Here is a 23,920-nt window from a genome sequence, read left to right on the forward strand (position 1 = left end):
TGTCCGCTTGCGATAGGGCCGCTGGTCCGCCCGGGTTCGGGCGCCCCGACGGGCCGGCGACGCTGGGGGCCGGTGCCGGCCCCCAGCCGCGATCAGCCGGTGTTCTGCACGCCCTGCGAGACGCCGTTGACGCAGGCCACCAGCGCGCGCAGCAGTTCCTCGTCCTCGCCCTCGGTGGCCCGCCAGCGCTGCAGCAGGTCCACCTGCAGCACGCTGATCGGGTCGATGTAGGGATTGCGCAGGCGGATCGACAGCGCCAGGCGCGGGTCGTGCAGCAGCAGCGTGGACTGCCCGGTCAGCGCCTTGACCCAGCCCTTGGTCAGCGCCAGCTCGTCGCGGATGCGCGGGAAGAAGCGCTCGTGCAGCGGCCCGGCCAGGCGCGAGAACATCTCGGCGATGTTGAGGTCGCCCTTGGACAGCACCATCGCGATGTCGTCGAGGAAGGTGCGGAAGAACGGCCAGTCGGCCGCCATCTCGCGCAGCGCGTCCTCGTGGCCGGCCTCGATGGCCGCGCGCAGGCCGCTGCCGACCCCGTACCAGCCGGGAATCACCGCGCGCGCCTGGCTCCACGCGAACACCCACGGGATCGCGCGCAGGTTGTCCAGCGCCGCGTCCTGGCCCAGCCGCCGCGACGGCCGCGAGCCCAGGGTCATCCGCTCGATCACGTCGATCGGCGTGGCCAGGCGGAAATAGCGCATGAACTCGGCATCGCCGACGAAGCTGCGGTAGGCGCGCGTGCTGTGCTCGGCGACGATGTCCATCACCGGCCGCCACGCCTCCTCGCGCGCGTCCGGCGCGCGCGGGCGCAGGCTCGACAGCAGCACCGCGCCGGTCATCTGCTCCAGCGAACGCAGCGCCAGCGCGCGGATGCCGTACTTGCGGTGGATCACCTCGCCCTGCTCGGTCACCCGCAACCGGCCATCGACGCTGCCGCGCGGCGCCGCCTCCAGCGCGCGCGTGGTCTTGCCGCCGCCGCGCACGATCGAACCGCCGCGGCCGTGGAAGAAGGTCAGGCGGATGCCCAGTTCGGCGGCCGCCTCCAGCAGTTCCACCTGCGCGCGCTGCAGGCCCCAGCGCGAGGCGGCGATGCCGCCGTCCTTGCCGCTGTCCGAATAGCCGAGCATCACCATCTGCACGTCGTGGCGCGCGGCCAGGTGGCGGCGGTAGACCGGATCGGCGAGCAGGTCGCGCAAGGTGGCGGTGCCGCCGCGCAGGTCGTCCACGGTCTCGAACAGCGGCACGATGTCCAGCGGCACCGCGCCGTCGGCGTCGACCAGGCCGCCGCGCCGCGCCAGCGCCAGCACGGTCAGCACGTCGGCGCGGTTGTGCGCCATGCTGATGATGTAGCTGCCCAGCGCATCGGCGCCGTGCCGCGCGCGCGCATCGGCGAGCGCGGCGAACACCGCGTCCAGCCGCGCGTTGCCGGCATCGTCGGGCGCCGCCGGCAAGGCCTGCTCGCCGCCGGCATAGGCGCCGAGCGCGGCGGCGCGCGCTTCGGGCGAGCGCGCATCCCACCCGGCCTCGCCCAGCGCCGCGGCGACCGCGCGCGCATGCACGCTGGATTCCTGGCGCACGTCCAGCCGCGCCAGGTGGAAGCCGAAGCTGCGCACCCGCCACAGCAGCCGGCGCACCGCGAACCAGCCGGCGTGCAGGCCCTTGTTGGCCTGCAGGCTGTCCAGGATCAGCTGCAGGTCCTGTTCCAGTTCGGCCGGCGCGGCGTAGGCGCCGGGCGCGTCGTCCAGCGTCGCCTGCAGGCGCGCGCGCATCAGGTCGTTGAGCAGGCGGTACGGCATGTCGCCGTGGCGCGGCCGCGAGCGCGCCGCGGCCTCGGGCAGCAGTTGCCGGTAGCGTTCCAGCTGCGCCAGCAGCGCATCGCTGACCGCCACCAGCGTAGTCGACTGGCTGAGCAGGCTGGCCAGCTGCCACAGTTCCTTCAGATAGCGGTCCAGCACCGCGCGGCGCTGCGCGTCGAGCGTGGCGGTGATGGTGCCGGCGTCCACGTTCGGGTTGCCGTCCATGTCGCCGCCGACCCAGGTGCCGAAGCGCAGCAGCCGCGGCAGCGGCACCGGCTCGCCGTAGGTTTCCTCGATCGCATGCTCCAGGGTCTCGTACATCACCGGGATCACCCGGTACAGCACCTGGGTCAGGTAGAAGCCGACATGCTCGCGCTCGTCCTCCACGGTCGGCCGCACCGGCGAGGAATCGGCGGTCTGCCACGACGCGGTCAGCGCCATGCGGAAGCGCGCCGCGTCGGTGGCGCGCTCGCCGGGCGTGCGCATGCCGTCGAGGTTGTCGACCAGGCTGGCCACCATCAGCTGTTCCTTCTCCAGCAGCGCGCGGCGCACCGCCTCGGTCGGGTGCGCGGTGAACACCGGCTCCACGTCGATCCGCGGCAGCCACTGGCCCAGCTCCTGCGCGCTCACGCCCTGTGCCTTGAGCCGCTGCAGCGCATCGTGCAGGCCGTCCGGCTGCGGCGTGCCGGCGCTGTTGCGCTGGTAGTCGCGGCGGCGGCGGATGCGGTGCACGCGCTCGGCGATGTTGACCACCTGGAAGTAGGTGCTGAAGGCGCGCACCAGCGCCTCGGCATCGCGCGGCGCGCGGCCGGAGAGCTGTTCGCTCAGCGAGGACGGCGGCGCATCGCTCTCGCGGCGCGCGATCGCGGTGGTGCGGATGGTTTCGATCTCGTCCAGGAACTCCGCAGACACCTGCTCGGCGAGCAGGTCGCCTACCAGCGCCCCCAGTCGGCGGACGTCGTCGCGCAGGGGAATGTCGGGCGTGGCAAACACGATGCTGCTGCGGTACTCGTTCATCGGAAAACGCATGGCTCGGCGGTGGGGGCGCCGCAAGACTAACCCAAAAGTATTAGTCGCCCGGCCCGCGCGGCGACGGTTTCAATGCGAACCATCACGGACCCGCGGCGTTCCACCACCTGTGGGAGCGACAGCACCATCCGGAACCCTGCGACTGCGTTGCTCCGCACAGGCGCGGCCGCTCGGCACCGCAGCCGAGTGCCACCGGACAGAAACAAGCGGGCCTCGGCAGGCCCGTCGCATCGCGTCGCGGGCGGCGCCAACGCGCACCGCATCCCAGCCCGGGCGCCGCCCATTCAAGCAGCCCGCGCCACAGCCGCTATACTTGGCTGTCCCTCCGCCGAGGGGCGCTGCGACCGTGTCGATGCGGGGCTTCCGCCCCCAGACCCGGCCAGGCTCGGCGGCAGGCTTGAGCGACAACGGCGCCCGGACCTTCGCGAGTTTTCTCGCCATTGACCGGAGCTTTACCGATGAACGCTGCACTCAAGAGCTTTTCCACCGAGGGCGACTACAAGGTCGCCGACATCTCCCTGGCCGATTGGGGCCGCAAGGAGCTGGACATCGCCGAGCACGAGATGCCGGGCCTGATGTCGATCCGCCGCCAGTACGCCGCCGCCAAGCCGCTGGCCGGCGTGCGCGTGACCGGCTCGCTGCACATGACCATCCAGACCGCGGTGCTGATCGAGACGCTGAAGGACATCGGCGCCGACGTGCGCTGGGCCTCGTGCAACATCTTCTCCACCCAGGACCACGCCGCCGCGGCGATCGCCGCCACCGGCACCCCCGTGTTCGCCTGGAAGGGCGAGACCCTGGAGGAATACTGGGACTGCACCCTCGACGCGCTGACCTTCACCCTGGCCGACGGCACCCAGACCGGCCCGGAGCTGGTGGTGGACGACGGCGGCGACGTCACCCTGCTGATCCACAAGGGCTACGAGCTGGAGAACGGCTCCAAGTGGGTGGACGAACCGGCCTCCTCGCACGAGGAGCAGGTGATCAAGAACCTGCTCAAGCGCGTGGCGGTCGAGCGCCCCGGCTACTGGACCCGCGTGGTCAAGGACTGGAAGGGCGTGTCCGAGGAAACCACCACCGGCGTGCACCGCCTGTACCAGCTGGCCGAGGCCGGCACCCTGCTGGTGCCGTCGATCAACGTCAACGACTCGGTGACCAAGAGCAAGTTCGACAACCTGTACGGCTGCCGCGAGTCGCTGGCCGACGGCCTCAAGCGCGCGATGGACGTGATGCTGGCCGGCAAGGTCGCGGTGGTCTGCGGCTACGGCGACGTCGGCAAGGGCTCGGCGCACAGCCTGCGCGCCTACGGCGCCCGCGTCATCGTCACCGAGATCGACCCGATCTGCGCGCTGCAGGCGGCGATGGAAGGCTTCGAGGTCAACACCGTCGAAGACAGCCTGGGCCAGGCCGACATCTACGTCACCACCACCGGCAACAAGGACATCATCCGCATCGAGCACCTGACGCAGATGAAGGACCAGGCCATCGTCTGCAACATCGGCCACTTCGACAACGAGATCCAGGTCGATGCGCTGTACAAGTACCCCGGCGTGCAGAAGATCAACATCAAGCCGCAGGTGGACAAGTTCGTGTTCCCGAACGGCAACGCGATCTTCCTGCTGGCCGAAGGCCGCCTGGTCAACCTGGGCTGCGCCACCGGCCACCCCAGCTTCGTGATGTCCAACAGCTTCGCCAACCAGACCCTGGCGCAGATCGACCTGTGGCAGAACAAGGACAGCTACGAGAAGCAGGTCTACCGCCTGCCGAAGAAGCTGGACGAGGAAGTGGCGCGCCTGCACCTGGAAAAGATCGGCGTGAAGCTGACCAAGCTCAGCGACGACCAGGCCGCCTACCTGGGCGTGTCGGTCGACGGTCCGTACAAGCCTGAGCACTACCGCTATTGAGTGGTCGGCGGGTTTGCCGCCGGACGCGAAGAGCTGACAGAACGGGCGCCGGAAGGCGCCCGTTTTTTGTTGCGCGGGCGGGCATCGGCGCCTTGACCGGCAATCGAGCCAGAGCCGTGTCGCAACGCCGTCCACTCAAGCGTCGGATGCTGGGTGCTCCCTGCTATCCGACATCTGCAGCCTGTCCGATGCCATTACCGGGCAGCTTCGCAGACCGGCTAAACTCCGGCAGCAGGCCGCGCAAGACGGCAGTTCGAGGACCACGATGCCGTACGCGCTGATTCTTCCAATGGCCGCGCAAGTCGCACTTGCCGCAAGCCTCTATGTACTGCTTACCGTTGCGCGCGCTCCCGCAGTGTGGGGCATCGGCAGGCATGCGGACGGCAGCAACCCTTGGGCGGCTGTCGAGCCACGCATCAGCGCCAACCTGTCCAATCAATTCGAGTGGCCACTGTTCTTCCATGTTGGCTGCCTGATTCTGCTCCAGCTTCATGCGACAACCTCGGCCGCCGTGGTTCTGGCCTGGATCTTCGTGCTGGGCCGCATCCTGCACAGCGTCGTGCAGATCTTCACCGCCAACGTCCGGCTCAGAGGCACCGTGTTCACCGCCAATTTTCTCGCGGTGCTTGGCCTTTGGATCTTGGCGGTGGTCGCCGCGGGCAAAGCGGCCGCGAGCTGACGCGCGACCGAGCGCTCGCTGCATCTCGGTCCCTGTTTGACTGCGCGCGCTCCACAGAAGGTCGCAGCCCGCCGGCATTGGTTGGACGCTACATCCTGGTCTCGCCTCCCTGACTATCTCCGTCCTCTGTCGTCGCTCGCGCTGCTGGTGCCTGGATGTATCACGCAATGGAGACATGCTTGCCCGGCAGAGGCACAGTGACCCTATCCCCCACACCTAACGCAAAGGCTTATGTCGAAACCTCGCCTACTGCTCATTGGCCTGGGCTGTATCGCCGCGCTGGCGGTCGCCGTCATCGCAGGCTACAAGCCGCTGGTGATCTGGTTGATGCACACGCACCCGTTCTCCGCTGAAACGTTTGACGCCGCTCGTTGGCGCGTTGGCCTCCCGGCGTCGGAGGGCGGCGAATGCGTGCGTGGCCGCATGGCGAACGACATCATTGCCAGGATCGCGCGCCCGGGTCTGCCGAGGTCTGCCGTGGAGGCTGCGCTCGGCGTTCCGCAGGACATGCACGGCGAGATTGCCGATTACGAGCTTGGCATGTGCAGCGGGCTCAGGATCGATTTCGATTCGCTGTATGTGGAGTACGCCGATGGCAAGGTGCTGCGGGCTTATCACGTGCAGCACTGAGGGTCCGACGATTCGCCCAGGCTGGGCGCCGCGGGAGCTGAAAAGCAAACGCTCGAGCTAGTCCAGCAATGCGCTTGGGGCCGGACCCTCACCCAAACCCCTCTCCCGGTGGGAGAGGGGCTAAGGCATGGCCCTCTCTGCGAATGCCCGGAACCGCAGGCTGATGTTCAGAACCGCAGGCTCAGGCCCAAGGTGAACGCGCGGCCGTAGCGGTTGTAGCCCTGCGACAGCAGCGGGTTGCCGTTGATGCTGTAGGTCTGCTCGTCGTCCAGCAGGTTCTGGCCTTCCAGGCTGAGACTCAGCATGTCGTTGACTTCGTAGGACACGTGCGCGGTCAGCCAGGTGATCTTGTCGGCCTGTTCGTTGTAGCCGGCGCCCAGGACGTTGACCGCGGTGACGAAGCCGTCGGTATGGTCGGCGGTGGCGCCGATCGACCACGGTCCCTTCTCGTACATCACGCCGAGCGAGTACACCGCCGGCGCGATGCCTTCCAGCGGGCGCTCCTCGCCGTTGACCCAGCTGCGCGACCAGTTGCGGGTGTACTGCGCGCGGAAGCCCAGGCCGTTTTCCCAGAAGTGCTGCAGGCCGGCCTCGATGCCGCGCACCTTGGCGTAGTCGCCGTTGATCGGCCGCATCACGTTGAACAGGTGGCCCGGCACGCCGATGTCCTGGCCGGGCTCCCAGCTGGTGGTGATCTGGTTCTCGATGCGCTTGTAGAACACCGCCACGTTGGCGATGGACTGTTCGGCGAAGTACCACTCCAGCGACAGGTCGCCCTGCTTGGCGCTGTAGGGCTTGAGGTTGACGTTGCCGCCGTAGATCTGGGTGAAGTCGCCCCAGGACACGCTGGCGGTGGTGTTGGTCGGCGCCAGCTTGTCCACCGACGGGCGCGCCATGGTCTTGGCCGCGCCCACGCGCAGCAGCAGGTCGTCAGTGAAGCGCCAGGTGAAGTTGCCCGACGGCAACACGAAGGTGTAGTCGCCGTCCTGCACGATCGGGGTGGGCTCGGCGTATTCGGCGGTGTAGTTGAACGCGCCGTTCTCGGTGATGCTGAGGATCTTCGCGTCCCAGGCCTGCGCGCGGGTGCGGGTCTTGACCAGGCGCACGCCGACGTCGGCGTTCCAGCGCTCGCCGGACAGGTCGGCCTGCACGTAGAAGGCGTTGGTCTTCTCCTCGACGCGGTAGCTTTCCAGCGGATTCCATTGCGGCGCGGCCAGCGCGTAGTCGTAGGTGGTGCCGTCCGGGCGCGGCTGGCCGTCGTAGGCCTGCAGGCGGGCCAGGTAGTTGGGCACGTCGAAGGCCAGGAAGGTGCGCGGGAAGGTGGAGCCGACCTTGTCCATGAAATGGGTCAGGGCGAAGGTGTGGTCGAGCACGTTGCCGCCGAGCGCGCCGACGTTGATCGCGTTGGCGCCGGAATAGTAGTCGGCGCCGCCGTTGAGGGTGTTGTTGACCAGGTCGCGGCGCTTGCTGCGTTCGGTGCGGGTCACCCCGAAGTGCAGGTTGTCCACGCCCCACTGGCCGACGTACAGCTTGCCGCCGATGGTGCCGCCGGTGATCTCGTCGGCGATGTTGTCGCCGCGCAGTTCCATGTAGTGGGTGTTGAAGTCGGTGTCGGTGAACTGGCCGTTGGCCAGGCCGGTGGCGAGGTCGCGGCCGTCGTCGAAGGTGGCGGTGACGTTGGGCACGGCATTGCGGCCGACGGTGATGCGGGTGGTGTTGGGCTGGTTCATGCGCAGCACCACGTAGGTGTCCTGGCCGCCGGAATAGCGCTTGGAGGTGGAGCGGTACAGGTCGCCGGTCAGGGTCAGGCTGTCGCTGGCCTTCCATTGCCCGTTGATGCCGTACAGGTCGGTGTCCACCACCCGGTGCTCGGTCTGGTTGAGCAGTTCCGGGTTCAGGCGCAGCTCCGGATCCGGGTTGTCCAGGGTCAGCCCGGTGACGATGCCGTTCTGCACGGTGATGTCCGACCAGCGCCCCGGCGCGAACAGCGGGTAGTAGGACTGCTGGTAGGACACCTGCGGCGAATCGAGCCGGGTCTTGAGGCCGTCGACGACGATGCGCACATCGTCGTTCGGCCGCCACTCGAACTTGCCGGAAAACGCGCGGCGCTTCTTGTCTTCCAGGGTGGAACCGACGCGGAACTGGCCCGGCGCGATCAGCCCGTATTCGTCCGGGTCCAACTGGCCGTTGCCGTTGGGATCGATGTTGCCGCCCCAGGCGTTGCCGCTCCAGGTCGGGTCGTTCGGGTCGGGGTTGCGGGTCCAGCCGCCGTCGTTGCCGGCGATGTCGGTGCGGTCCTTGCGCGCGGCATAGACCACGCCCAGCAGCACGCCGACGGTGTCGTCGAGAAAGGTGTTGCTGTAGGCGGCCGAGAACTTGCGGCCGTTGAGTTCGGACATCTGGTTGCGGTCGCCTTCGGCGCGGACGATCGCGTGCTGGCCCTTCTGGTCGAACGGGCTGGCCGAGCGCAGGTTGATCAGGCCGCCGATCGCGCCTTCGCTCAGCACCGATTGCGCGCCCTTGACCACGTCGGCGCCGCTGATCACGTCCGCCGGCAGCACGTCGTAGGCGAAGTCGCGCCCGGCGCCGTCGGTGGCCAGGATGCGGCCGTTGAAGGTGGTGAGGGTGTATTCCGGGCCGAGCCCGCGCACGCTGACCTTCTGCCCTTCGCCGCCGGCGGTGCGGCTGATCGATACGCCGGTGATGTGGCTGAGCGAGTCGGCCACGTTGTCGTCGGGGAATCGGCCCAGTTCCAGCGCGCTGATCGAATCCTGCACCGTGGCCGCGTCGCGCTTGAGCTCGGTGGAGCGCGCCAGGGCGGCGCGCACGCCGGTGACCTGGATCGTTTCCAGGTCGACCGGATTCTGGCTCGCCTCGGCGTTGCCGCTGGTGGCGCTGCCCGGCGCCGGCTGCGCCTGCGGCGAAGCCGGGACGGCCTCCTGGGACCAGGCGGTGGCCGGCATCAGCAGGGCAAGGGCGATGGCGTGGAACAGGCTGTGGCGGTGCGGACGGACGGCGTTCACGGGCGGTCTCCTGAGGCTGGCAGCGTAGGACGGCGGTGCGGGGGCCAGATAAGCAACGAAACCGAGCCTATATTATGTTTCGTTTTGTATCAATAGCGAAATGTAACGAACTGTCGCATACTCTGGATCGTTTGCAAGGAGCCCCCATGTCCGCCACCCGCGACACCAGCCAGCGCCGTCTCCAGATCAGCGAACTGGTGCGCCAGCACGGTAGCGTGCAGGTGTCCGCCCTGGCGCAGCAGTTCGGGGTGAGCCTGCAGACGGTGCGCAAGGACCTGCGCTACCTGGCCGAGCGCGGGGTCATGGCGCGCGCCTACGGCGGCGGCATCGACAGCAGCGCGGTCAACGCGGTGCCGGCCGAGCCGCACTACGACGCCAAGCGCACCGTGCACCTGGAGGAAAAGCGCCGCATCGGCCGGCGCGCGGCGGCGATGGTGCAACCGGGCAACACCATCGCCATCGATTCGGGCACCACCGCGATCCAGTTGGCCGAAGCGCTGCCGGACATCGAGGTGACCGTGGTCACCAACGACTTCGGCGTGCTGACCGCGCTCAGCCCCAAGACCCACATCAACCTGGTGATGCTGGGCGGCGAACTGCGGCGCAAGAACATGGCCTTCTACGGCGGGCTGACGGTGGAAGCGCTGGATGCGCTGCACGTGGACCTGCTGTTCCTGGGCGTGGACGGCTTCGACCTGGAGCGCGGCATCACCACGCACTACGAGCCCGAGGCGATGCTCAACCGCAAGATGGTGGAGGCGGCGCGCGCGGTGGTCGCCATCACCGACAGCTCCAAGTTCGGCAAGATCTGCCTGCACCGGATCATTCCGGTTTCCGGCCTGGACGCGCTGATCACCGACACCGGCGCGCCCGAGGACGTCGCCCAGGCCTGCCAGGCGCTGGGCGTGGAGCTGGTGCGCGCCTGATCCGGGCCTAGTTCGCTGCGGCCTTGGGCGCGGCGAATTCGCGCACCGCGTTGCGGTAGTAGATCTTGTCGATCACCGCGCGCGGCAGCGCCAGGCCACGCACGTCGGCCTCCAGCACGGCGACGCGCTGGGTTTCGCCGGTGGCCAGGTAGCGCCAGTCCGATTGCCACACGCCATGCGCCTCGGCGCGGAACTGCGCCGCGTCCGCGCCCGGCGCGTGGGTCAGGTCGGTGCCGTACAGCAGGCGGTCCTGGTAGCGGACGAAGAAATCGCGCACCTTGGCGCGGTCGCGGTTGGACTGGTACTGCACCTGGCTCATGCGCGCGGCCAGGTCGACCGTGGCGTTGGGAAAGCGGTCCAGGAACTGCGCCAGCCGATCGACGTCGTATTCGAGGCTGGCCATGTGCGCGCCGACCACGCGCAACTGCGGATGCGCGGCGACGAAGCGGTCGCGCGCGGCCATCAGCGTGGCGTGCGAGGGCATCTCCGGGTGCAGGTACATGTGGTACTGCGGATGCTTGGCGAAATACTCGCGGTCGTTGTTGGTGGTCATCTGCTCCAGCGGCAGCCAGCAGTTGTAGGGCTCGCCCTGGTGCGCGATCAGCGGCACGCCCAGGGCGCGGATGTGCTCGGCCACCGGCGCCAGGCCAGGATCGTCGAGCATGATCAGCTTGCCCTGCGCGTCCTTCTCGACCATGCCGATGTTCTTCCACACCTTCACCGCGCGCGCGCCTTCGCGCACCGCCTGGTCCAGGCCGGCGTCGACGCGCTTGCGCCATCCGGGCGTGGCATAGCCCTTCATCGAGAACGTCGCCGCCCAGTGGAAGCGCGCCGGATCGGCCTTGGCCAGCAGCAGCGCAGCGCGGTGCTGCTGCTCGATGCCGGGGAAGTCCGGGTAATCGACGTTGATCGAGAGCAGCTCGAAGTTGTCGGCGCGCGCCTGCTCCAGGAACGCGTGGTCGGCGGTGTTGGCATGGACGTGCGCGTCGTACTTGCGGACCTTGGCGAAATCGTCCATCGCGTAGGGCGCCTCCGTCGCCGCGGCGGCCTTCGACACGGATTGCGCATGCGCCGCCGGCACGCCGCCCAGCAGGGCGGCGACCAGCGGAACGGCGAACGGAACCAGGACTGTCTTCATCACCCCACCTCGCGTTATCGAAACAAGTAGCAACATAACGAAACAAAACGCTTGCATCAATCGACAGGCCACGCGCAGAATGCCCGGCAACGCCACCGGACCCGTTGCCCATGTCCCCGATTGGACGTCGCAGTGTCTTGAAGTATGTCGTCGGCAGCGCGGCCGGCGCCGCCGCCTGGAGCGTGGCGCCCTGGGCGCGCGCGGCCGGGCCCGTCGACGCGGCGGCCACCGGCGGCAAACCGGCGATCGCCGATGCGGTGCTGGCCATCGCCTTCGACCGGCGCATGCACACGCGGCTGTCCTTCCGCGGCAAGCCGCTCACCGCCTACCAGCCCAGCGAAGTCCTGCTGCTGGCCGACGGCAGCGCCGTGTCCGACTTCGCCCTGGCCGGCCAGCAGGCGCATGCGCTGGACGATCCGCGCCATGGCCGCGGCCGGCAGACCGTGTTCACCGGCCGCGACGCCAGGACCGGGGTGGAGAAGCAGGTGGCGGTCAGCCTGTTCGACGCCCTGCCCGGCCTGGCGCTGCTGCAGGTGCGCTACCGCAACCTGGGCGAGACCGCGCTGGAGGTGGCCGGCTGGCGCAACGGCGCGCACGAACTGCCGGCGGTGGCCGGCGGCTTCTGGAGTTTCTCCGGTGCCACCCACACCGACCGCCGCGACTGGGTGCAGCCGCTCGGCGACGGCTTCGCGCAGCGCAACACGCTGGCGATGGATTCCTCCGACTACGGCGGCGGCACGCCGGTGGCCAACCTCTGGCGCCGCGACGTGGGCATCGCCGTGGGCCACGTCGAGCTGGTGCCGCGGCCGCTGGACATGCCGGTGCGCCGCACCGCCGCCGGCGCCGCCATCGCCATCGAATCGGCGCAGGCGACGACGCTGGCGCCCGGCCAGGAACTGGTGACCGAGCGCACCCTGCTGGCCGTGCACACCGGCGATTTCTTCGCGCCGCTGCAGCAGTACCAGGCGTTCATGCGCGCCGAGGGCATCGAAGGCCCACGCCCGCCGGACTCGGCGTTCGCGCCGATCTGGTGCGCCTGGGGCTACGAGCGCGATTTCAGCGTGCAGCAGATCTTCGCCACCCTGCCCAAGGCGCGCGATCTGGGCTTCGAGTGGGCGGTGCTGGACGACGGCTGGCAGACCAACGAGGGCGACTGGAAGATCGACCGGCGCAAGTTCCCGCGCGGCGATGCCGACATGCGCGCGTTCACCGCCGAAGTGCGCAAGCACGGCATGCGCCCGCGCCTGTGGCTGGCGCCGCTGGCCGCCGATCCGGGCAGCGACGTGCTGCACGACCACGTGGACATGCTGCTGCTGGACAAGGACGGCGCGTTCCAGATCGTGACCTGGTGGAACGCGCTGACCCAGTGCCCGGCCTACCAGCCGACCATCGATTTCTACGTGGCGCTGGTGAAGAAGGCCATCGGCGACTGGGGCTTCGAAGGCATCAAGCTCGACGGCCAGCATCTCAACGCCGTCGCCCCCTGCTACAACCCGGCGCACCACCACGCCAGCCCGAACGATTCGGTCGTGGGCCTGGCCACGTTCTGGAACGCGATCTACCGCGCCGCGCACCAGGCCAATCCGCAGGCGGTGGTGGAACTGTGCCCATGCGGCACCGCGTTCGCGTTCCACAACCTGCCCGCCACCGACCAGTACCCGTCCTCGGACCCGCTGTCGTCGTGGCAGGTGCGCAGCAAGGGCAAGTCGATCAAGGCGATGATCGGCGCGCGCAGCAGCTACGCCGGCGACCACGTGGAGCTGGCCGACAACCGCGACGATTTCGCCTCCAGCGTCGGCATCGGCGCGGTGATCTCCAGCAAGTTCACCTGGCCCAAGGACACCGACCATCCGTCGGTGCCGCTGCCGCCGGGCGGTTTCGTGCTGACGCCCGAGCGCGAGACGCTGTGGCGCAAGTGGGTGGATCTGTACAAGACCCACATGCTGCCCAAGGGCGAGTACCTGGGCACGCTGTACGACATCGGTTTCGACAAGCCCGAGGCGCATGCGATCCGCAAGGACGGCGCGCAGTACTACACGTTCTATGCGCCGCAGTGGGACGGCACGGTCGAACTGCGCGGCCTGGCGCCCGGCCGCTGGCGGGTACGCGACCTGTTCAACGACCGCGAACTCGGCGTCGTGGATGCGGCGCAGGCCTTCCTGCCCGCGCGCTTCGAGCGCTTCCTGTTCCTGCAGGCCACGCCGGCCAGGGACCCGGCATGAGCGCGGACGCGACCGCCGCCGCGCGACGCCGGCCCTGGCTGGTCTTCGCCCTGACCACGGTGCTGCTGTGGGGGTTCTGGGGCGCGCTGTCGCCGCTGTCGGCGGCGCACGGCTTTCCCGACACGCTGGTGTACTGCGTGTGGGCGCTGACCATGCTGCCGCCGGCGCTGTACCTGCTGTGGCGCAACGGCTGGCAGCTGGAACGCTCGCCCAGGGCGATCGGCTACGGCCTGACCATCGGCCTGCTCGGCGCCGGCGGGCAGATGCTGCTGTTCCACACGCTGACCATCGGCCCGGCCTATTTCGTGTTCCCGATCATCTCGCTGTCGCCGGTGGTGACCATCGCGCTGTCGTTCCTGCTGCTGCGCGAGCGCACCGGCTGGCAGGGCACGCTGGGCATCGTGCTGGCGCTGCTCGCCCTGCCCCTGCTGGACCTGTCGTTCGGCCGCGGCAGCGGCGGCGGGCTGGGCTGGTTCCTGCAGTCGCTGCTGATCATGCTGGCCTGGGGCGTGCAGGCCTACTTCATGAAGCTGGCCAACGACAGCGTGCGCGCGGAAAGCATCTTCGCCTACATGACGCTCGGCGCCCTGCTGCTGGCGCCGGTGGCGCTGGCGATGACCGACTGGCGGCAACCGCTCAACACCGGCCTGGACGGGCCGTGGATGACCGCCGCGATCCAGCTGCTCAACGCGGTGGGCGCGGTGACCCTGGTCTATGCCTTCCGCTACGGCAAGGCCATCGTCGTGGCGCCGCTGAGCAACGCCGGCGCGCCGCTGGTCACCGCGGCGCTGGCGCTGCTGTTCGCCGGCGTCGTGCCGGGTCCGCTGAAGGCGATCGGCCTGGTGCTGGCGCTGATCGCCTCGCTGCTGCTGGTGCTCGAACCCGAGCGCGCGCCGCAACCGCCTTCTCCCCCCTGACTGGATTTTCCATGCACGCTCTGCTCGATCTGATCGCGCGGCATCGGCAAGGCCACGCCATCGGCGTGACCTCGATCTGCTCGGCCCATCCCCTCGTCGTCGAAGCCGGGCTGCGCCATGCGCAGCGCAGCGGCCAGGCGCTGGTGCTGTTCGAGGCGACCTGCAACCAGGTCAACCAGGACGGCGGCTACACCGGCATGCGCCCGGCCGACTTCGTCGCGTTCGTGCACGCCATCGCCGACCGGGTCGGCTTCGAGCGCAGCCGCATCGCGCTGGGCGGCGACCATCTCGGCCCCAATCCGTGGACGGCGCTGGACGCCGCCGCGGCGATGGACAAGGCCGAGGTGATGGTGGCCGCGTACGTCGCCGCCGGCTTCCGCAAGATCCACCTGGATTGCTCGATGGCCTGCAGCGGCGACCCCGAGCCGTTGCCCGAAGCGGAGATCGTGCGCCGCGCGGTGCGCCTGTGCCGCGCCGCCGAGGACGCCTGGGCGCAGGCGGGCGGCGAAGCGCCGGTGTACGTGATCGGCACCGAAGTGCCGGTGCCCGGCGGCGCCACCGAAGCGATCGACGGCCTGGCGCTGACCACGCCGGAGGCGGCGCTGGCCACCATCGAGGCGCACCGCAGCGCGTTCGCCCAGGCCGGGCTCGGCGATGCCTGGAACCGGGTCATCGCCTCGGTGGTGCAACCGGGCGTGGAATTCGACCATCACGCGGTCATCGACTACGACAGCGCCAAGGCGCGCGCGCTGAGCCAGGCGGTGGCCGGCGTGCCGGGCATGGTGTTCGAGGCGCACTCCACCGACTACCAGACGCGCGCCGCGCTGGACGCGCTGGTGCGCGACCACTTCGCCATCCTCAAGGTCGGTCCCGGGCTGACCTTCGCCCTGCGCGAGGCGCTGTGGGCGCTGGACGCGATCGAGCACGAATGGATCGACGCCGCGCAACGCGCGAACCTGCGCGACGTGACCGTGCGCCGCATGCAGGCCGCGCCCGGCTACTGGCAACGCTATTACCACGGCCAGGGCCGCGGCCTGGCCATCGACCTGCAGTACAGCCTCAGCGACCGCATCCGCTACTACTGGCCGGATGCGCAGATCGAGCAGGCGCGCGTGCGCCTGTTCGACAACCTGCGCGCCGACCCGCCGCCACTGCCGCTCGTCGGCCAGTATCTCCCCCACGCATTGCACGCCATCCGCACCGGGACCGCGACGCGCGATCCGCAGTCCCTGGTCATGGCCCACGTCAGTGCCGTTCTCGACGACTACCACCATGCATGCCATGCCCATGACCCCTCCTGATGCCCTCGGCATTCCCGAATCCGACCTGGACGCCAGCGGCGCGCTGTGGACCGCGCGCGAGATCGCGCAGCAGCCGCGCATGCTCGAACGCACCCACGCGCTGGTGGCCGAACTGCACGCGCAGCTGCAGGCCTTCGCCGCGCCGATCGCCGGCGACCCGCGCGCGCGGGTGATCCTCACCGGCGCCGGCACCTCCGCCTACATCGGCCAGTGCCTGGCGCCGCTGCTGGACCGCGTGCTGGCCGCGCGCGTGGACGCGGTGCCCACCACCGACATCGTCTGCGCGCCTCAGCTGTACCTGGATCCGGCGCAGCCGCTGCTGCTGGTGTCCTTCGGCCGCTCCGGCAACAGCCCCGAGAGCCTGGCCGCGGTGGACCTGGCCGAAGCGCTGGTCGCCGACGTGCGCCACCTGGTGGTGACCTGCAACCGCGACGGCGCCCTGGCGCGCGCGCCGGTGGCCAAGGCCGTGACCCTGTTGCTGCCGCCGGAAACCCACGACGTCAGCTTCGCGATGACCTCCAGCTTCAGCTGCATGATGTACGCCACCCTGGCGGCGCTGCTGCCGGCCGGCGCGCTGGATGGCCGCATCGGCCCGATCGCCCGCGCGGTCGAGGCGGTGCTGCTGCAGGCGCGACCCTTGCTGGACACGCTGGCCCGCGGCGGCTTCGAGCGCGTGGTGTACCTGGGCAGCGGCCCGCTGCAGGGCCTGGCGCGCGAGGCCACGCTCAAGCTCGGCGAACTCACCAACGGCGCCGTGGCCACCTGCTACGACTCGCCGCTGGGCTTCCGCCACGGACCCAAGACCTTCGTCAACGACCGCACGCTGGTGGTGGTGTTCGTGTCCAACGATCCCTACACCCGCCGCTACGATCACGACCTGCTCGACGAACTGCGCCGCGACGGCTGCGCCGCCCGCGTCGTCGAGATCACCGCGCAACCGCGCCCGGGCCTGGACGCAGACACACTCGCGGTTCCCGGCATGCACGCGGCCGCAGACGCGGACCTGCTGTGGCCGTATATCGCCGCCGCGCAGCTCTTCGCGTTCCTGACCTCGCGCGCGCTGGGCGTGACCCCGGACAATCCGAATCCGTCCGGGGTGGTCAACCGCGTCGTGCAGGGCGTGCGTCTGTACGCGCTGGACGCATGAGCGCAGCGCTCTACCTCGGCGTCGACGGCGGCGGCAGCAAGACCCGCTTCGCGGTGATCGGCGCGGACGGCGCGTTGCTGGCCGAAGCGCAACTGGGCACCACCTATCATCCGCAGGTGGGCCTGGACGGCGTGCGCGCCACCCTGGCCGACGGCGTCGGCCAGGTGCTGGCGCAACTTCGGCGCACGCCGGACGACGTCGCCCAGGCCTTCTTCGGCCTGCCCGCCTACGGCGAGGACAGCCGCGCCACCGCCGCGCTGCAAGGCATCCCGGCGCAGGTGCTGGGCCACGGCCGCTACGCCTGCGACAACGACATGGTGTGCGGCTGGGCCGGCTCGCTGGCCTGCGCCGACGGCATCAACATCATCGCCGGCACCGGCTCGATGGGCTATGGCCGGCGCGGCGCCGCCGCCGCGCGCTGCGGCGGCTGGGGCGAGGCGTTCTCCGACGAAGGCTCGGCCTACTGGATCGCGATCCAGGGCCTGAACGCGTTCTCGCGCATGAGCGACGGACGCCTGCCGCGCGGCCCGCTGCATGCGCTGCTGCGTGCGCATTTCCAGCTGGGCGACCACGACCTGGACATCTGCGCGCACGTCTACGGCGACGGCGTCGGCACCCGCGGCGACCTGGCCAGGCTGTCGCCGCTGGTCGCGCGCGCGGCGCAGGCGGGCGACGCGGTGGCCGCGGCGATCTTCGCGCGCGCCGGCCAGGAACTGGCGGCGATCGCGGTGGCATTGCACGCCGCGCTCGGGTTCGAGGCCGGCGAGCCGGTGCCGGTGTCGTATTCCGGCGGCGCGTTCAGCGCCGGCGAACTGCTGATGCATCCATTCCGGACGGCACTGGCCGCGGCCGAGCGCGGTTTCGAACTGCGCGCGCCGCTGCACGCGCCGCACTACGGCGCCGCCCTGTATGCGCGGCAACTGGCCGGAGTTCCCTCCCGCTGACCCATCGCTGCGGACGCGACCGCATCCGCCAAGGACACGCCGATGAAGCGCCTGCTGCTCGCCGCCCTGCTCTGCACCGTCACTGTTGCCGCATCCGCGGCGCAGCGGCACGACGTCCTGCACCCCAGCGGCCGCTTCAGCGTGTACGGCCATGGCGCGGCCGCCACCCCGCCGATGGGCTGGAATCCCTGGAATGCCTTCCGCACCGAGGTCGACCAGGCGCGGATCCTGTCGGTGGTCGACACCATCCAGCACAGCGGCCTGCAGCGGGCCGGCTACCGCTACATCAACATCGACGACGGCTGGTGGCTGCAGCGCCGCGCCGATGGCGAGATCGCGATCCGCACCGCGATGTTCCCCATCGCCAGGACCGCCGATGGCGGCAGCAGCTTCCGGGCCTGGACCGACCAGTTGCACGCGCGCGGCTTCAAGGCCGGCCTGTACACCGACGCCGGGCGCAACGCCTGCTCGCAGGCGTTCGACCGCAGCAGCCCCAACCTGCCGGTGGGCAGCGTGGCCGAGCGCGAGATCGGCTTGCAGGGCTTCGAAGCCTCGGACCTGAAGACCATGTTCCAGGACTGGGGCTTCGACTACCTGAAGGTGGACGCCTGCGGCCTGGCCGATTTCGCCGCCGACAGCGTGCCGGTGCGCGAATCGGCCCACCGCGCGTTGCGCCCGCTGATCGTGCGCGGCGACGCGCTGCGCAGCGACCGCGATGCGGTGGAGACCCACTACGCACGCATCGGCCGGCTGCTGGCCGAGCTCAATCCCGACGACGACTACGTGCTGTCGATCTGCCCATGGGGCGAGGCCGGCGTGCGCGACTGGGGCGGCAACCATGGCCACCTGTGGCGCACCAGCCCGGACATCGAGCCGACCTGGGACAGCATGCTGCACAACTTCGATTCGGCGTCGCGGCGCGAGCTGTACGCCGGCCCGGGCCGCTGGAACGATCCGGACATGCTCGCGGTCGGCCTGGGCGCGTTCGATGCCGCGCACCTGACCGAAGCGCGCACCCATTTCTCGCTGTGGGCGATGCTGTCCGCACCGCTGCTGCTGGGCTTCGACCTGACCCGCGCGCCGGATCCGCTGCTCGAACTGCTGCGCAATCCCGAGGTGATCGCGGTCGACCAGGATCCGGCCGGCAACCAGGCCACATTGGCCGTCGACGACGCGCCGGTGCAGGTGCTGGTCAAGCCGCTGTCGGCGCGCGGCGAACGTGCGGTGCTGCTGTTCAACCGCGGCGACGCCCCGGCCGTGGCGCAGGTCGATGCGCGGCAGATGAAGCTGGCCGCCGGCACCGCGTTCGCGGTTCGCGACCTGTGGCGCCGCCGCGACCTGCCGCCGCAGCGGGGACCGCTGCGCTATTCCCTGGCGCCGCATGCTGCGGTGATGCTCAAGGTCAAAGGCGCGCCGGTCGAAGCGGACGCGACGCTGCTGAGCGAAATCACCGGGCGCATCCACGTCGCCGCCGATGGCCTGCCGACCTACGCCACCAGGCTGGAGGCCGCCTCCGGCACGCCGCGCGCCGACGTCACCCCGTATGGCCAGCCGCTGAGGATCGCCGGCAACACCTACGCGTACGGTATCGGCGCGCACGCCGACTCCCGCCTCGAGGTCCTCGTGCGCGGCGAATTCGCGACGTTCAGCGCATCGCTCGGAGTGCAGGAAAGCGCCGCGCGCGACACCGGCACGACCGTGTTCCGCATCTACGGCGACGCCAGGCTCCTGTACGAGAGCGCGCCGATGACCGCCCGCGATCCGCCGCTGCCGGTGGATCTTCCCATCGGCAACGTCGGCGTCCTCGAACTGGTGGCCGCCGCAGGCGATGTCCCCGCCGGCGAACTGCCGCCGCTGGTGGTCTGGGGACACCCGTTGCTGCACTGAACGCGCAGACGGCAAGGTCTCACCCGCCTGCCCGTTCGACGGCAGGTTGCTGGCCGTCACGCTCACCGATTCATCGACCTGATCCGCGCGCTGGTCAGGCGGGGCCATGCCCGCGCCGGACCGCATCGCCGCGGCTTGCGGCAGTGCGGCGCGCTGTTTGGGCGCAGCGCACACGGCACCGCAGGTCTATCGGATGCCGGTACCGCGCGTGCCGTCGCGGGCACACGCTACGGCCTGCCGCATGCGGTTACGGCCGCCAGTTCGCGTTGCGCTCCCAGAACGCCACGCTGCGCCGGTAGGCCTCGCGATCCAGCGCCACGCCCGAGCCGCCCTCCTCCACGCCCAGCGCATTGCGCAACATCGTGATCGGCGCCATCGGGATCTCCTGCGGCTCGGCGGTGTAGAGGCAGCCGACCACGCCCCACTCCGCCTCGATCGGCGCGCCTTCCTGCGCCAGTTGCGCGCGGCTGTAGAGGATCGGCAGCAGATACTCGGCGACCGGCGGCTCGACGCCTTCGAACCAGCGCACCAGCACCGGCAGTTCCTCCTTGCTGCGCGCCTCGTAGCCGGAGCGCAGCAAGTGCCGGTTGGCCTCGGTGATCGGCGCGGTCAGGCAGCGGGTCGAGGTCCAGTTGCGGTGCACGTGCAGCTTGCAGAACGGCGCGTAGCCGTCCAGCACCTGCAGCGGCGCGCTGTCGTTGAGGTGGCGCTCGAACTGCTCGGGCGTGCAATCCTGGATCGCGTTGCGGCGGCGGTCGCGCGGGAACAGGCGGGTGCGGGCGAAGGGCGTGAGGACGATGGACATGGCGGGGGAGGGACGCGAGGAAGTGCAAGCGTAGCGTGCCGGGCACGCGATGGACATCGCGGCCCGCGCCGTGGAAACGGCCGGCATCGCCGATTTTCCGCTTCACTTTCAGGTGGGAGTTCAACCCGACGCCTTGCCGGCGAAACCTCGGGGTCGAAGCCCCTCCTACGAAAGCCGGCGCGGTGGCGCCTGCCACCGCGCAGGCATTACAGCCAACCTCGTGGGAGCGACTTCAGTCGCGACACGACTGCGCTGGGTGCGCCAACGCATAGTCGATCGCCGCGCGGATCGCCGCCACCTGCGCGGCATTGCATTGCCCCGGCGTCGCCGTCGGACTGTCGGGGTAGACCTCGGTGGTGGTGACATAGCGCGCGTCGGTGATGCCTGCGCACAGACCGAGCCGTTTCACCGGGTAGTTGATCACGCCATGCGCCACCACCGGCGAGCCGATGATGTTGCCATCGGCATCGGCCGGCGCGATGTGCGTGACCTGCGCGACCGCCGCGATCACCGCCTGCTGGAACGCCGGCTGCGGATTCTCGCTGTCGCCGACCAGATAGAAGCCATCGGGAATGCCGCCGGGTACGTAGGCGACGCCGTCGCGCGCCGCCAGCGCCGGGCGGAACTCGGATTCGTCGCTGTCGGTGGTCTCGTGCAGGTCGATATGCATCGCGATGCGCGCGCGCAGCGGCGCGACCAGCCGCAGCAGCGCGGCCGATTCCTGCGCCGGGCTGTCCTCGCGGAACGAGCGGTTGGGATCGATCGCGTCCGCGTTCCAGCGATGGATGCGCTCGTAGGCCCAGGGACTCACACACGGCGCCACCAGCAGGTTGGCGCGCCCGGCGTAGTCGGCCGCATGGCGCACGGCGAACTGCAGCGCGCCGTGCACGCCGCTGGTCTCGTAGCCGTGCACGCCGCCGGTCACCAGCATGCACGGCAGCGCCTCGTCCCATGCGCGGCTGCGCAGCGCCAGCAGCGGATAGCGCTCTTCGGCGTACGCCAGCATGCCGTATTCGACGACATCCCAAATCCCGCGCAGGCGTTCGACCGTCGCCACGACGTCCGCCTGGTAGCTGCGCTGCCGGCGCTGCAGCGACAGCCACGCCGTCTTTTCCGCCGCCCCCCAGGGCGTGCCGGGCGTACCGATCGGATAGAAGGCTTCGAATGTCATGACGCAGTCCGCTTGTGCAGGTGAAGCGGCGGACTTTAGCACCGGAAGCCGGTCGCCTTGCATGCGCAGCGGCAAGGCGGACGGTGGACGAGCGAAGCCTGTCTGTGCCGCTGCGCCGAGCCGCATCCGTGCGTTCGGAGCGCTGCAACGCCGATCGCCGCGCCGCTGCGTGCCATGCAAGGCCCCACGGCCCTGGCCCGGCCGGAGCACCGGCATCGAACCGCTCTCCAGCGACGCAACGCGGCTTCTTGCGACACAGCGCAATGCGCCGGGTTGGCACGCGCCCCCCCCACGCATCCATGGGCCCGCCGAACGCAGGGCACGCAGGCCACCTGCGCGCAACCTCGGCACTGCATCGCAGCAGCACGCTCCACCGCACCTGACAGAACCGGAAACCGATCCCGCTTTGCATCGGCCGATGCACTGAATACGTATGTAGCCCATGCATGCTGCGCCGCGATGCGCGCTTAGCATCCACGCAGCGCCGCACGCCACGTGCTGCGTTTTCCGGACGGGGACCGGATCCCTCGACGCCACGCATCGCGCCCGGCCCGCGCGGCGTCCCGACCCAAGGAGACCTGTGATGCGCGCACTGCCCACCGCTGCAACCGTCCCATTGCATCGCCACCGCTGGCGCATGGTCCTCGCCGGCCTGTTGCTGGCCCTGGCCACGGCCAGCGCCCAGGCCGACGTCATCCTGCACGCCTTCAACTGGCCCTACGCCACCGTGGAAGCGCGGGCGGCGCAGATCGCCGCGGCCGGCTACCACAAGGTGATGGTGGCGCCGGCCTATCGCTCGCAGGGCAGCGAATGGTGGGCGCGCTACCAACCGCAGGACATGCGCGTGATCGACAACCCGCTCGGCGACACCGAGGACTTCGCCAGCATGGTGCAGGCGCTGGCCGACGTCGGCGTGGAGACCTACGCCGACGTGGTGCTCAACCACATGGCCAACGAGGCGGCGACGCGCCCGGACCTGAACTACCCGGGCAGCGCGGTGTTGGCGCAATACGCCGCCGACCCGTCGCGCTACGCCGCGCTGCGGCTGTTCGGCGACCTGTCGGTGAACGTGCTCGGCGGCGGCGATTTCGGCCCGGCGCAATGCATCACCGACTACGCCGACGCCTACCAGGTCCGTACCTACCGCATCTGCGGCGGCGGCAGCGATCCGGGCCTGCCCGACCTGCTCGGCAACGCCTGGGTGGTGCAGCAGGAGCGCAACTATCTGCAGGCGCTGAAGGCGCTGGGCGTCACCGGTTTCCGCATCGACGCGGCCAAGCACATGCCCTTCGACCACCTCAACGCGGTACTCGACGCCGGCATCCGTTCCGGGGTGCACGTGTTCGGCGAGGTCATCACCACCGGCGGCGCCGGCACCGCCGACTACGACCAGTTCCTCGCGCCCTACCTGCAGGCCACGCCGCACGCCGCCTACGATTTCCCGCTGTTCAATGCGATCCGCACCGCCTTCGCGTTCGGCGGCAGCATGGACGGCCTGGTCGATCCCGGCGCCTACGGCCAGGCATTGCCCGCCGGCCGCGCGGTGACCTTCGCGGTCACCCACGACATCCCGAACAACGCCGGCTTCCGCTACGCCATCCTCGACCCGGTCGACGAGACCCTGGCTTACGCGTATCTGCTCGGCCGCGACGGCGGCGTGCCGATGGTGTACTCGGACAACAACGAGAGCGGCGACAACCGCTGGGTGAACGCCTACCAGCGCGACGACCTCAAGCGCATGATCGGCTTCCACAACGCCGCGCAGGGCAGCGACATGCAGGTGCTGTCGCACGACGCCTGCCATCTGCTGTTCCGCCGCGGCGACCTGGGCATCGTCGGCATCAACAAGTGCGGCACCGCGGTCACCGCCACGGTGGCGATGAGCGGCAGCGTGCTGCGCTGGAACGTGGACTACAGCGACGCGCTCGGCTCGGGCAGCGTGGTGCGCATCTCCAGCAGCAGCTACACCTTCAGCCTGCCGCCGCGGCAGGCGCGGATGTGGAAGCGCTGACCTTTGGGTTGCGCTGCGCGTCCGTGCGGCTTCCTGGCAGCGATGCGCTGCGCGGCAGGCTGGAGGAGGACGTGGCCTGCCGCGCGATCGGCCAGTGCCGCTGGCCGCGCGCGGGTTGCTCGATCGCGCGCTCGCCAGGGGCCACGGTGTCGATGCCGGCAGGCGCATAACGGCATGGGGCGAGCGCGAGCCGGCGGTGAAGACCCCTTGTCGTGACGGGCACTCATGCGTCGAAGCGGCACAGGCGCGACCGGAGGGCGGGCCGCACTGCGAGGCGATGGAAGAAGCGAAGGCAACCGCGCCCGCGGGCGCGCGCCAGCGACCGACATCCTGATCCGGCCATGGGACCGCTCTGCCGGTGCATACCGCAGCCCAGCCGCGCCGGGTAGGCGC

16 protein-coding genes and 1 riboswitch are annotated in these 23,920 nt (G+C 70.0%); of the genes, 11 read left to right on the forward strand and 5 right to left on the reverse strand.

Going from position 1 to position 23,920, the window contains the following annotated elements; translation table 11 throughout:
• Positions 1-92: 92 nt before the first annotated feature.
• Positions 93-2,810 (reverse strand): phosphoenolpyruvate carboxylase, encoded by a 2,718-nt coding sequence (gene ppc, locus OCJ37_RS16690; protein ID WP_263110814.1) that lies wholly within the window; start codon positions 2,808-2,810, stop codon positions 93-95.
• 336 nt (positions 2,811-3,146) lie between these two features.
• Positions 3,147-3,245: riboswitch (S-adenosyl-L-homocysteine riboswitch) on the forward strand.
• A 35-nt stretch (positions 3,246-3,280) separates the two neighbouring features.
• Here ppc and ahcY point away from each other — a divergent pair.
• From ahcY to OCJ37_RS16705, 3 genes are all read left to right on the forward strand, one after another.
• The gene (gene ahcY, locus OCJ37_RS16695; RefSeq protein WP_263110815.1) at positions 3,281-4,726 is read left to right on the forward strand and encodes an adenosylhomocysteinase; all 1,446 of its coding nucleotides are present in this window, start codon (positions 3,281-3,283) and stop codon (positions 4,724-4,726) included.
• A gap of 265 nt (positions 4,727-4,991) precedes the next feature.
• Positions 4,992-5,405 (forward strand): MAPEG family protein, encoded by a 414-nt coding sequence (locus tag OCJ37_RS16700; protein ID WP_263110816.1) that lies wholly within the window; start codon positions 4,992-4,994, stop codon positions 5,403-5,405.
• A 231-nt stretch (positions 5,406-5,636) separates the two neighbouring features.
• Positions 5,637-6,035 (forward strand): hypothetical protein, encoded by a 399-nt coding sequence (locus tag OCJ37_RS16705; protein WP_263110817.1) that lies wholly within the window; start codon positions 5,637-5,639, stop codon positions 6,033-6,035.
• 167 nt (positions 6,036-6,202) lie between these two features.
• On the opposite strand, the gene OCJ37_RS16710 is transcribed toward OCJ37_RS16705, so the two are convergent.
• Complete coding sequence (locus OCJ37_RS16710) at positions 6,203-9,058, reverse strand: TonB-dependent receptor (protein WP_263110818.1); 2,856 nt, start codon at positions 9,056-9,058, stop codon at positions 6,203-6,205.
• A gap of 146 nt (positions 9,059-9,204) precedes the next feature.
• Between OCJ37_RS16710 and OCJ37_RS16715 the strand changes: the two genes are divergently transcribed.
• Positions 9,205-9,984, forward strand: coding sequence for a DeoR/GlpR family DNA-binding transcription regulator (locus OCJ37_RS16715; protein WP_263110819.1), 780 nt, complete (start codon positions 9,205-9,207; stop codon positions 9,982-9,984).
• Positions 9,985-9,991: 7 nt separating this feature from the next.
• Here the strand turns inward: OCJ37_RS16715 and OCJ37_RS16720 are convergent, their stop codons facing one another.
• Complete coding sequence (locus OCJ37_RS16720) at positions 9,992-11,122, reverse strand: amidohydrolase family protein (protein WP_263110820.1); 1,131 nt, start codon at positions 11,120-11,122, stop codon at positions 9,992-9,994.
• A 137-nt stretch (positions 11,123-11,259) separates the two neighbouring features.
• Between OCJ37_RS16720 and OCJ37_RS16725 the strand changes: the two genes are divergently transcribed.
• The 6 genes from OCJ37_RS16725 to OCJ37_RS16750 are packed head-to-tail and all read left to right on the forward strand — an operon-like array spanning position 11,260 to position 19,540.
• A complete protein-coding gene (locus OCJ37_RS16725) occupies positions 11,260-13,344 on the forward strand; it encodes a glycoside hydrolase family 36 protein (RefSeq protein WP_263110821.1) in 2,085 nt (694 codons plus the stop codon).
• The gene (locus tag OCJ37_RS16730; protein ID WP_263110822.1) at positions 13,341-14,261 is read left to right on the forward strand and encodes a DMT family transporter; all 921 of its coding nucleotides are present in this window, start codon (positions 13,341-13,343) and stop codon (positions 14,259-14,261) included. Before OCJ37_RS16725 ends, OCJ37_RS16730 begins: the two co-directional genes overlap by 4 nt.
• A gap of 11 nt (positions 14,262-14,272) precedes the next feature.
• Positions 14,273-15,562 (forward strand): D-tagatose-bisphosphate aldolase, class II, non-catalytic subunit, encoded by a 1,290-nt coding sequence (locus tag OCJ37_RS16735; protein ID WP_263110823.1) that lies wholly within the window; start codon positions 14,273-14,275, stop codon positions 15,560-15,562.
• Positions 15,549-16,709, forward strand: coding sequence for an SIS domain-containing protein (locus OCJ37_RS16740; protein WP_263110824.1), 1,161 nt, complete (start codon positions 15,549-15,551; stop codon positions 16,707-16,709). The genes OCJ37_RS16735 and OCJ37_RS16740 overlap by 14 nt, the downstream gene beginning before the upstream one ends.
• The gene (locus OCJ37_RS16745; protein ID WP_263110825.1) at positions 16,706-17,653 is read left to right on the forward strand and encodes an N-acetylglucosamine kinase; all 948 of its coding nucleotides are present in this window, start codon (positions 16,706-16,708) and stop codon (positions 17,651-17,653) included. Before OCJ37_RS16740 ends, OCJ37_RS16745 begins: the two co-directional genes overlap by 4 nt.
• 42 nt (positions 17,654-17,695) lie before the next feature.
• Positions 17,696-19,540, forward strand: coding sequence for an NPCBM/NEW2 domain-containing protein (locus OCJ37_RS16750; RefSeq protein ID WP_263110826.1), 1,845 nt, complete (start codon positions 17,696-17,698; stop codon positions 19,538-19,540).
• Positions 19,541-19,787: 247 nt separating this feature from the next.
• On the opposite strand, the gene OCJ37_RS16755 is transcribed toward OCJ37_RS16750, so the two are convergent.
• Entirely contained in the window at positions 19,788-20,345 is a 558-nt protein-coding gene (locus OCJ37_RS16755; RefSeq protein WP_263110827.1) for a DUF3228 family protein, read from the reverse strand.
• 232 nt (positions 20,346-20,577) lie between these two features.
• On the reverse strand, positions 20,578-21,516 hold the full coding sequence (locus tag OCJ37_RS16760; protein ID WP_263110828.1) for a M14 family metallopeptidase: 939 nt from the start codon (positions 21,514-21,516) through the stop codon (positions 20,578-20,580).
• A gap of 583 nt (positions 21,517-22,099) precedes the next feature.
• Here OCJ37_RS16760 and OCJ37_RS16765 point away from each other — a divergent pair.
• Positions 22,100-23,527 (forward strand): alpha-amylase family protein, encoded by a 1,428-nt coding sequence (locus OCJ37_RS16765; RefSeq protein ID WP_263110829.1) that lies wholly within the window; start codon positions 22,100-22,102, stop codon positions 23,525-23,527.
• The last annotated feature ends 393 nt before the right edge of the window (positions 23,528-23,920 follow it).

The sequence above is a fragment of the Xanthomonas sp. AM6 genome, from assembly GCF_025665335.1.
Taxonomy (GTDB): domain Bacteria; phylum Pseudomonadota; class Gammaproteobacteria; order Xanthomonadales; family Xanthomonadaceae; genus Xanthomonas_A.

Excerpts from the sequence above, each read along its gene's own strand:
- ppc (WP_263110814.1), bottom strand. The coding sequence starts at position 2,810 with ATGAACGAGTACCGCAGCAGCATCGTGTTTGCCACGCCCGACATTCCC.
- ahcY (WP_263110815.1), top strand. The coding sequence starts at position 3,281 with ATGAACGCTGCACTCAAGAGCTTTTCCACCGAGGGCGACTACAAGGTC.
- OCJ37_RS16700 (WP_263110816.1), top strand. The coding sequence starts at position 4,992 with ATGCCGTACGCGCTGATTCTTCCAATGGCCGCGCAAGTCGCACTTGCC.
- OCJ37_RS16705 (WP_263110817.1), top strand. The coding sequence starts at position 5,637 with ATGTCGAAACCTCGCCTACTGCTCATTGGCCTGGGCTGTATCGCCGCG.
- OCJ37_RS16715 (WP_263110819.1), top strand. The coding sequence starts at position 9,205 with ATGTCCGCCACCCGCGACACCAGCCAGCGCCGTCTCCAGATCAGCGAA.
- OCJ37_RS16720 (WP_263110820.1), bottom strand. The coding sequence starts at position 11,122 with ATGAAGACAGTCCTGGTTCCGTTCGCCGTTCCGCTGGTCGCCGCCCTG.
- OCJ37_RS16730 (WP_263110822.1), top strand. The coding sequence starts at position 13,341 with ATGAGCGCGGACGCGACCGCCGCCGCGCGACGCCGGCCCTGGCTGGTC.
- OCJ37_RS16735 (WP_263110823.1), top strand. The coding sequence starts at position 14,273 with ATGCACGCTCTGCTCGATCTGATCGCGCGGCATCGGCAAGGCCACGCC.
- OCJ37_RS16740 (WP_263110824.1), top strand. The coding sequence starts at position 15,549 with ATGACCCCTCCTGATGCCCTCGGCATTCCCGAATCCGACCTGGACGCC.
- OCJ37_RS16745 (WP_263110825.1), top strand. The coding sequence starts at position 16,706 with ATGAGCGCAGCGCTCTACCTCGGCGTCGACGGCGGCGGCAGCAAGACC.
- OCJ37_RS16750 (WP_263110826.1), top strand. The coding sequence starts at position 17,696 with ATGAAGCGCCTGCTGCTCGCCGCCCTGCTCTGCACCGTCACTGTTGCC.
- OCJ37_RS16755 (WP_263110827.1), bottom strand. The coding sequence starts at position 20,345 with ATGTCCATCGTCCTCACGCCCTTCGCCCGCACCCGCCTGTTCCCGCGC.
- OCJ37_RS16760 (WP_263110828.1), bottom strand. The coding sequence starts at position 21,516 with ATGACATTCGAAGCCTTCTATCCGATCGGTACGCCCGGCACGCCCTGG.
- OCJ37_RS16765 (WP_263110829.1), top strand. The coding sequence starts at position 22,100 with ATGCGCGCACTGCCCACCGCTGCAACCGTCCCATTGCATCGCCACCGC.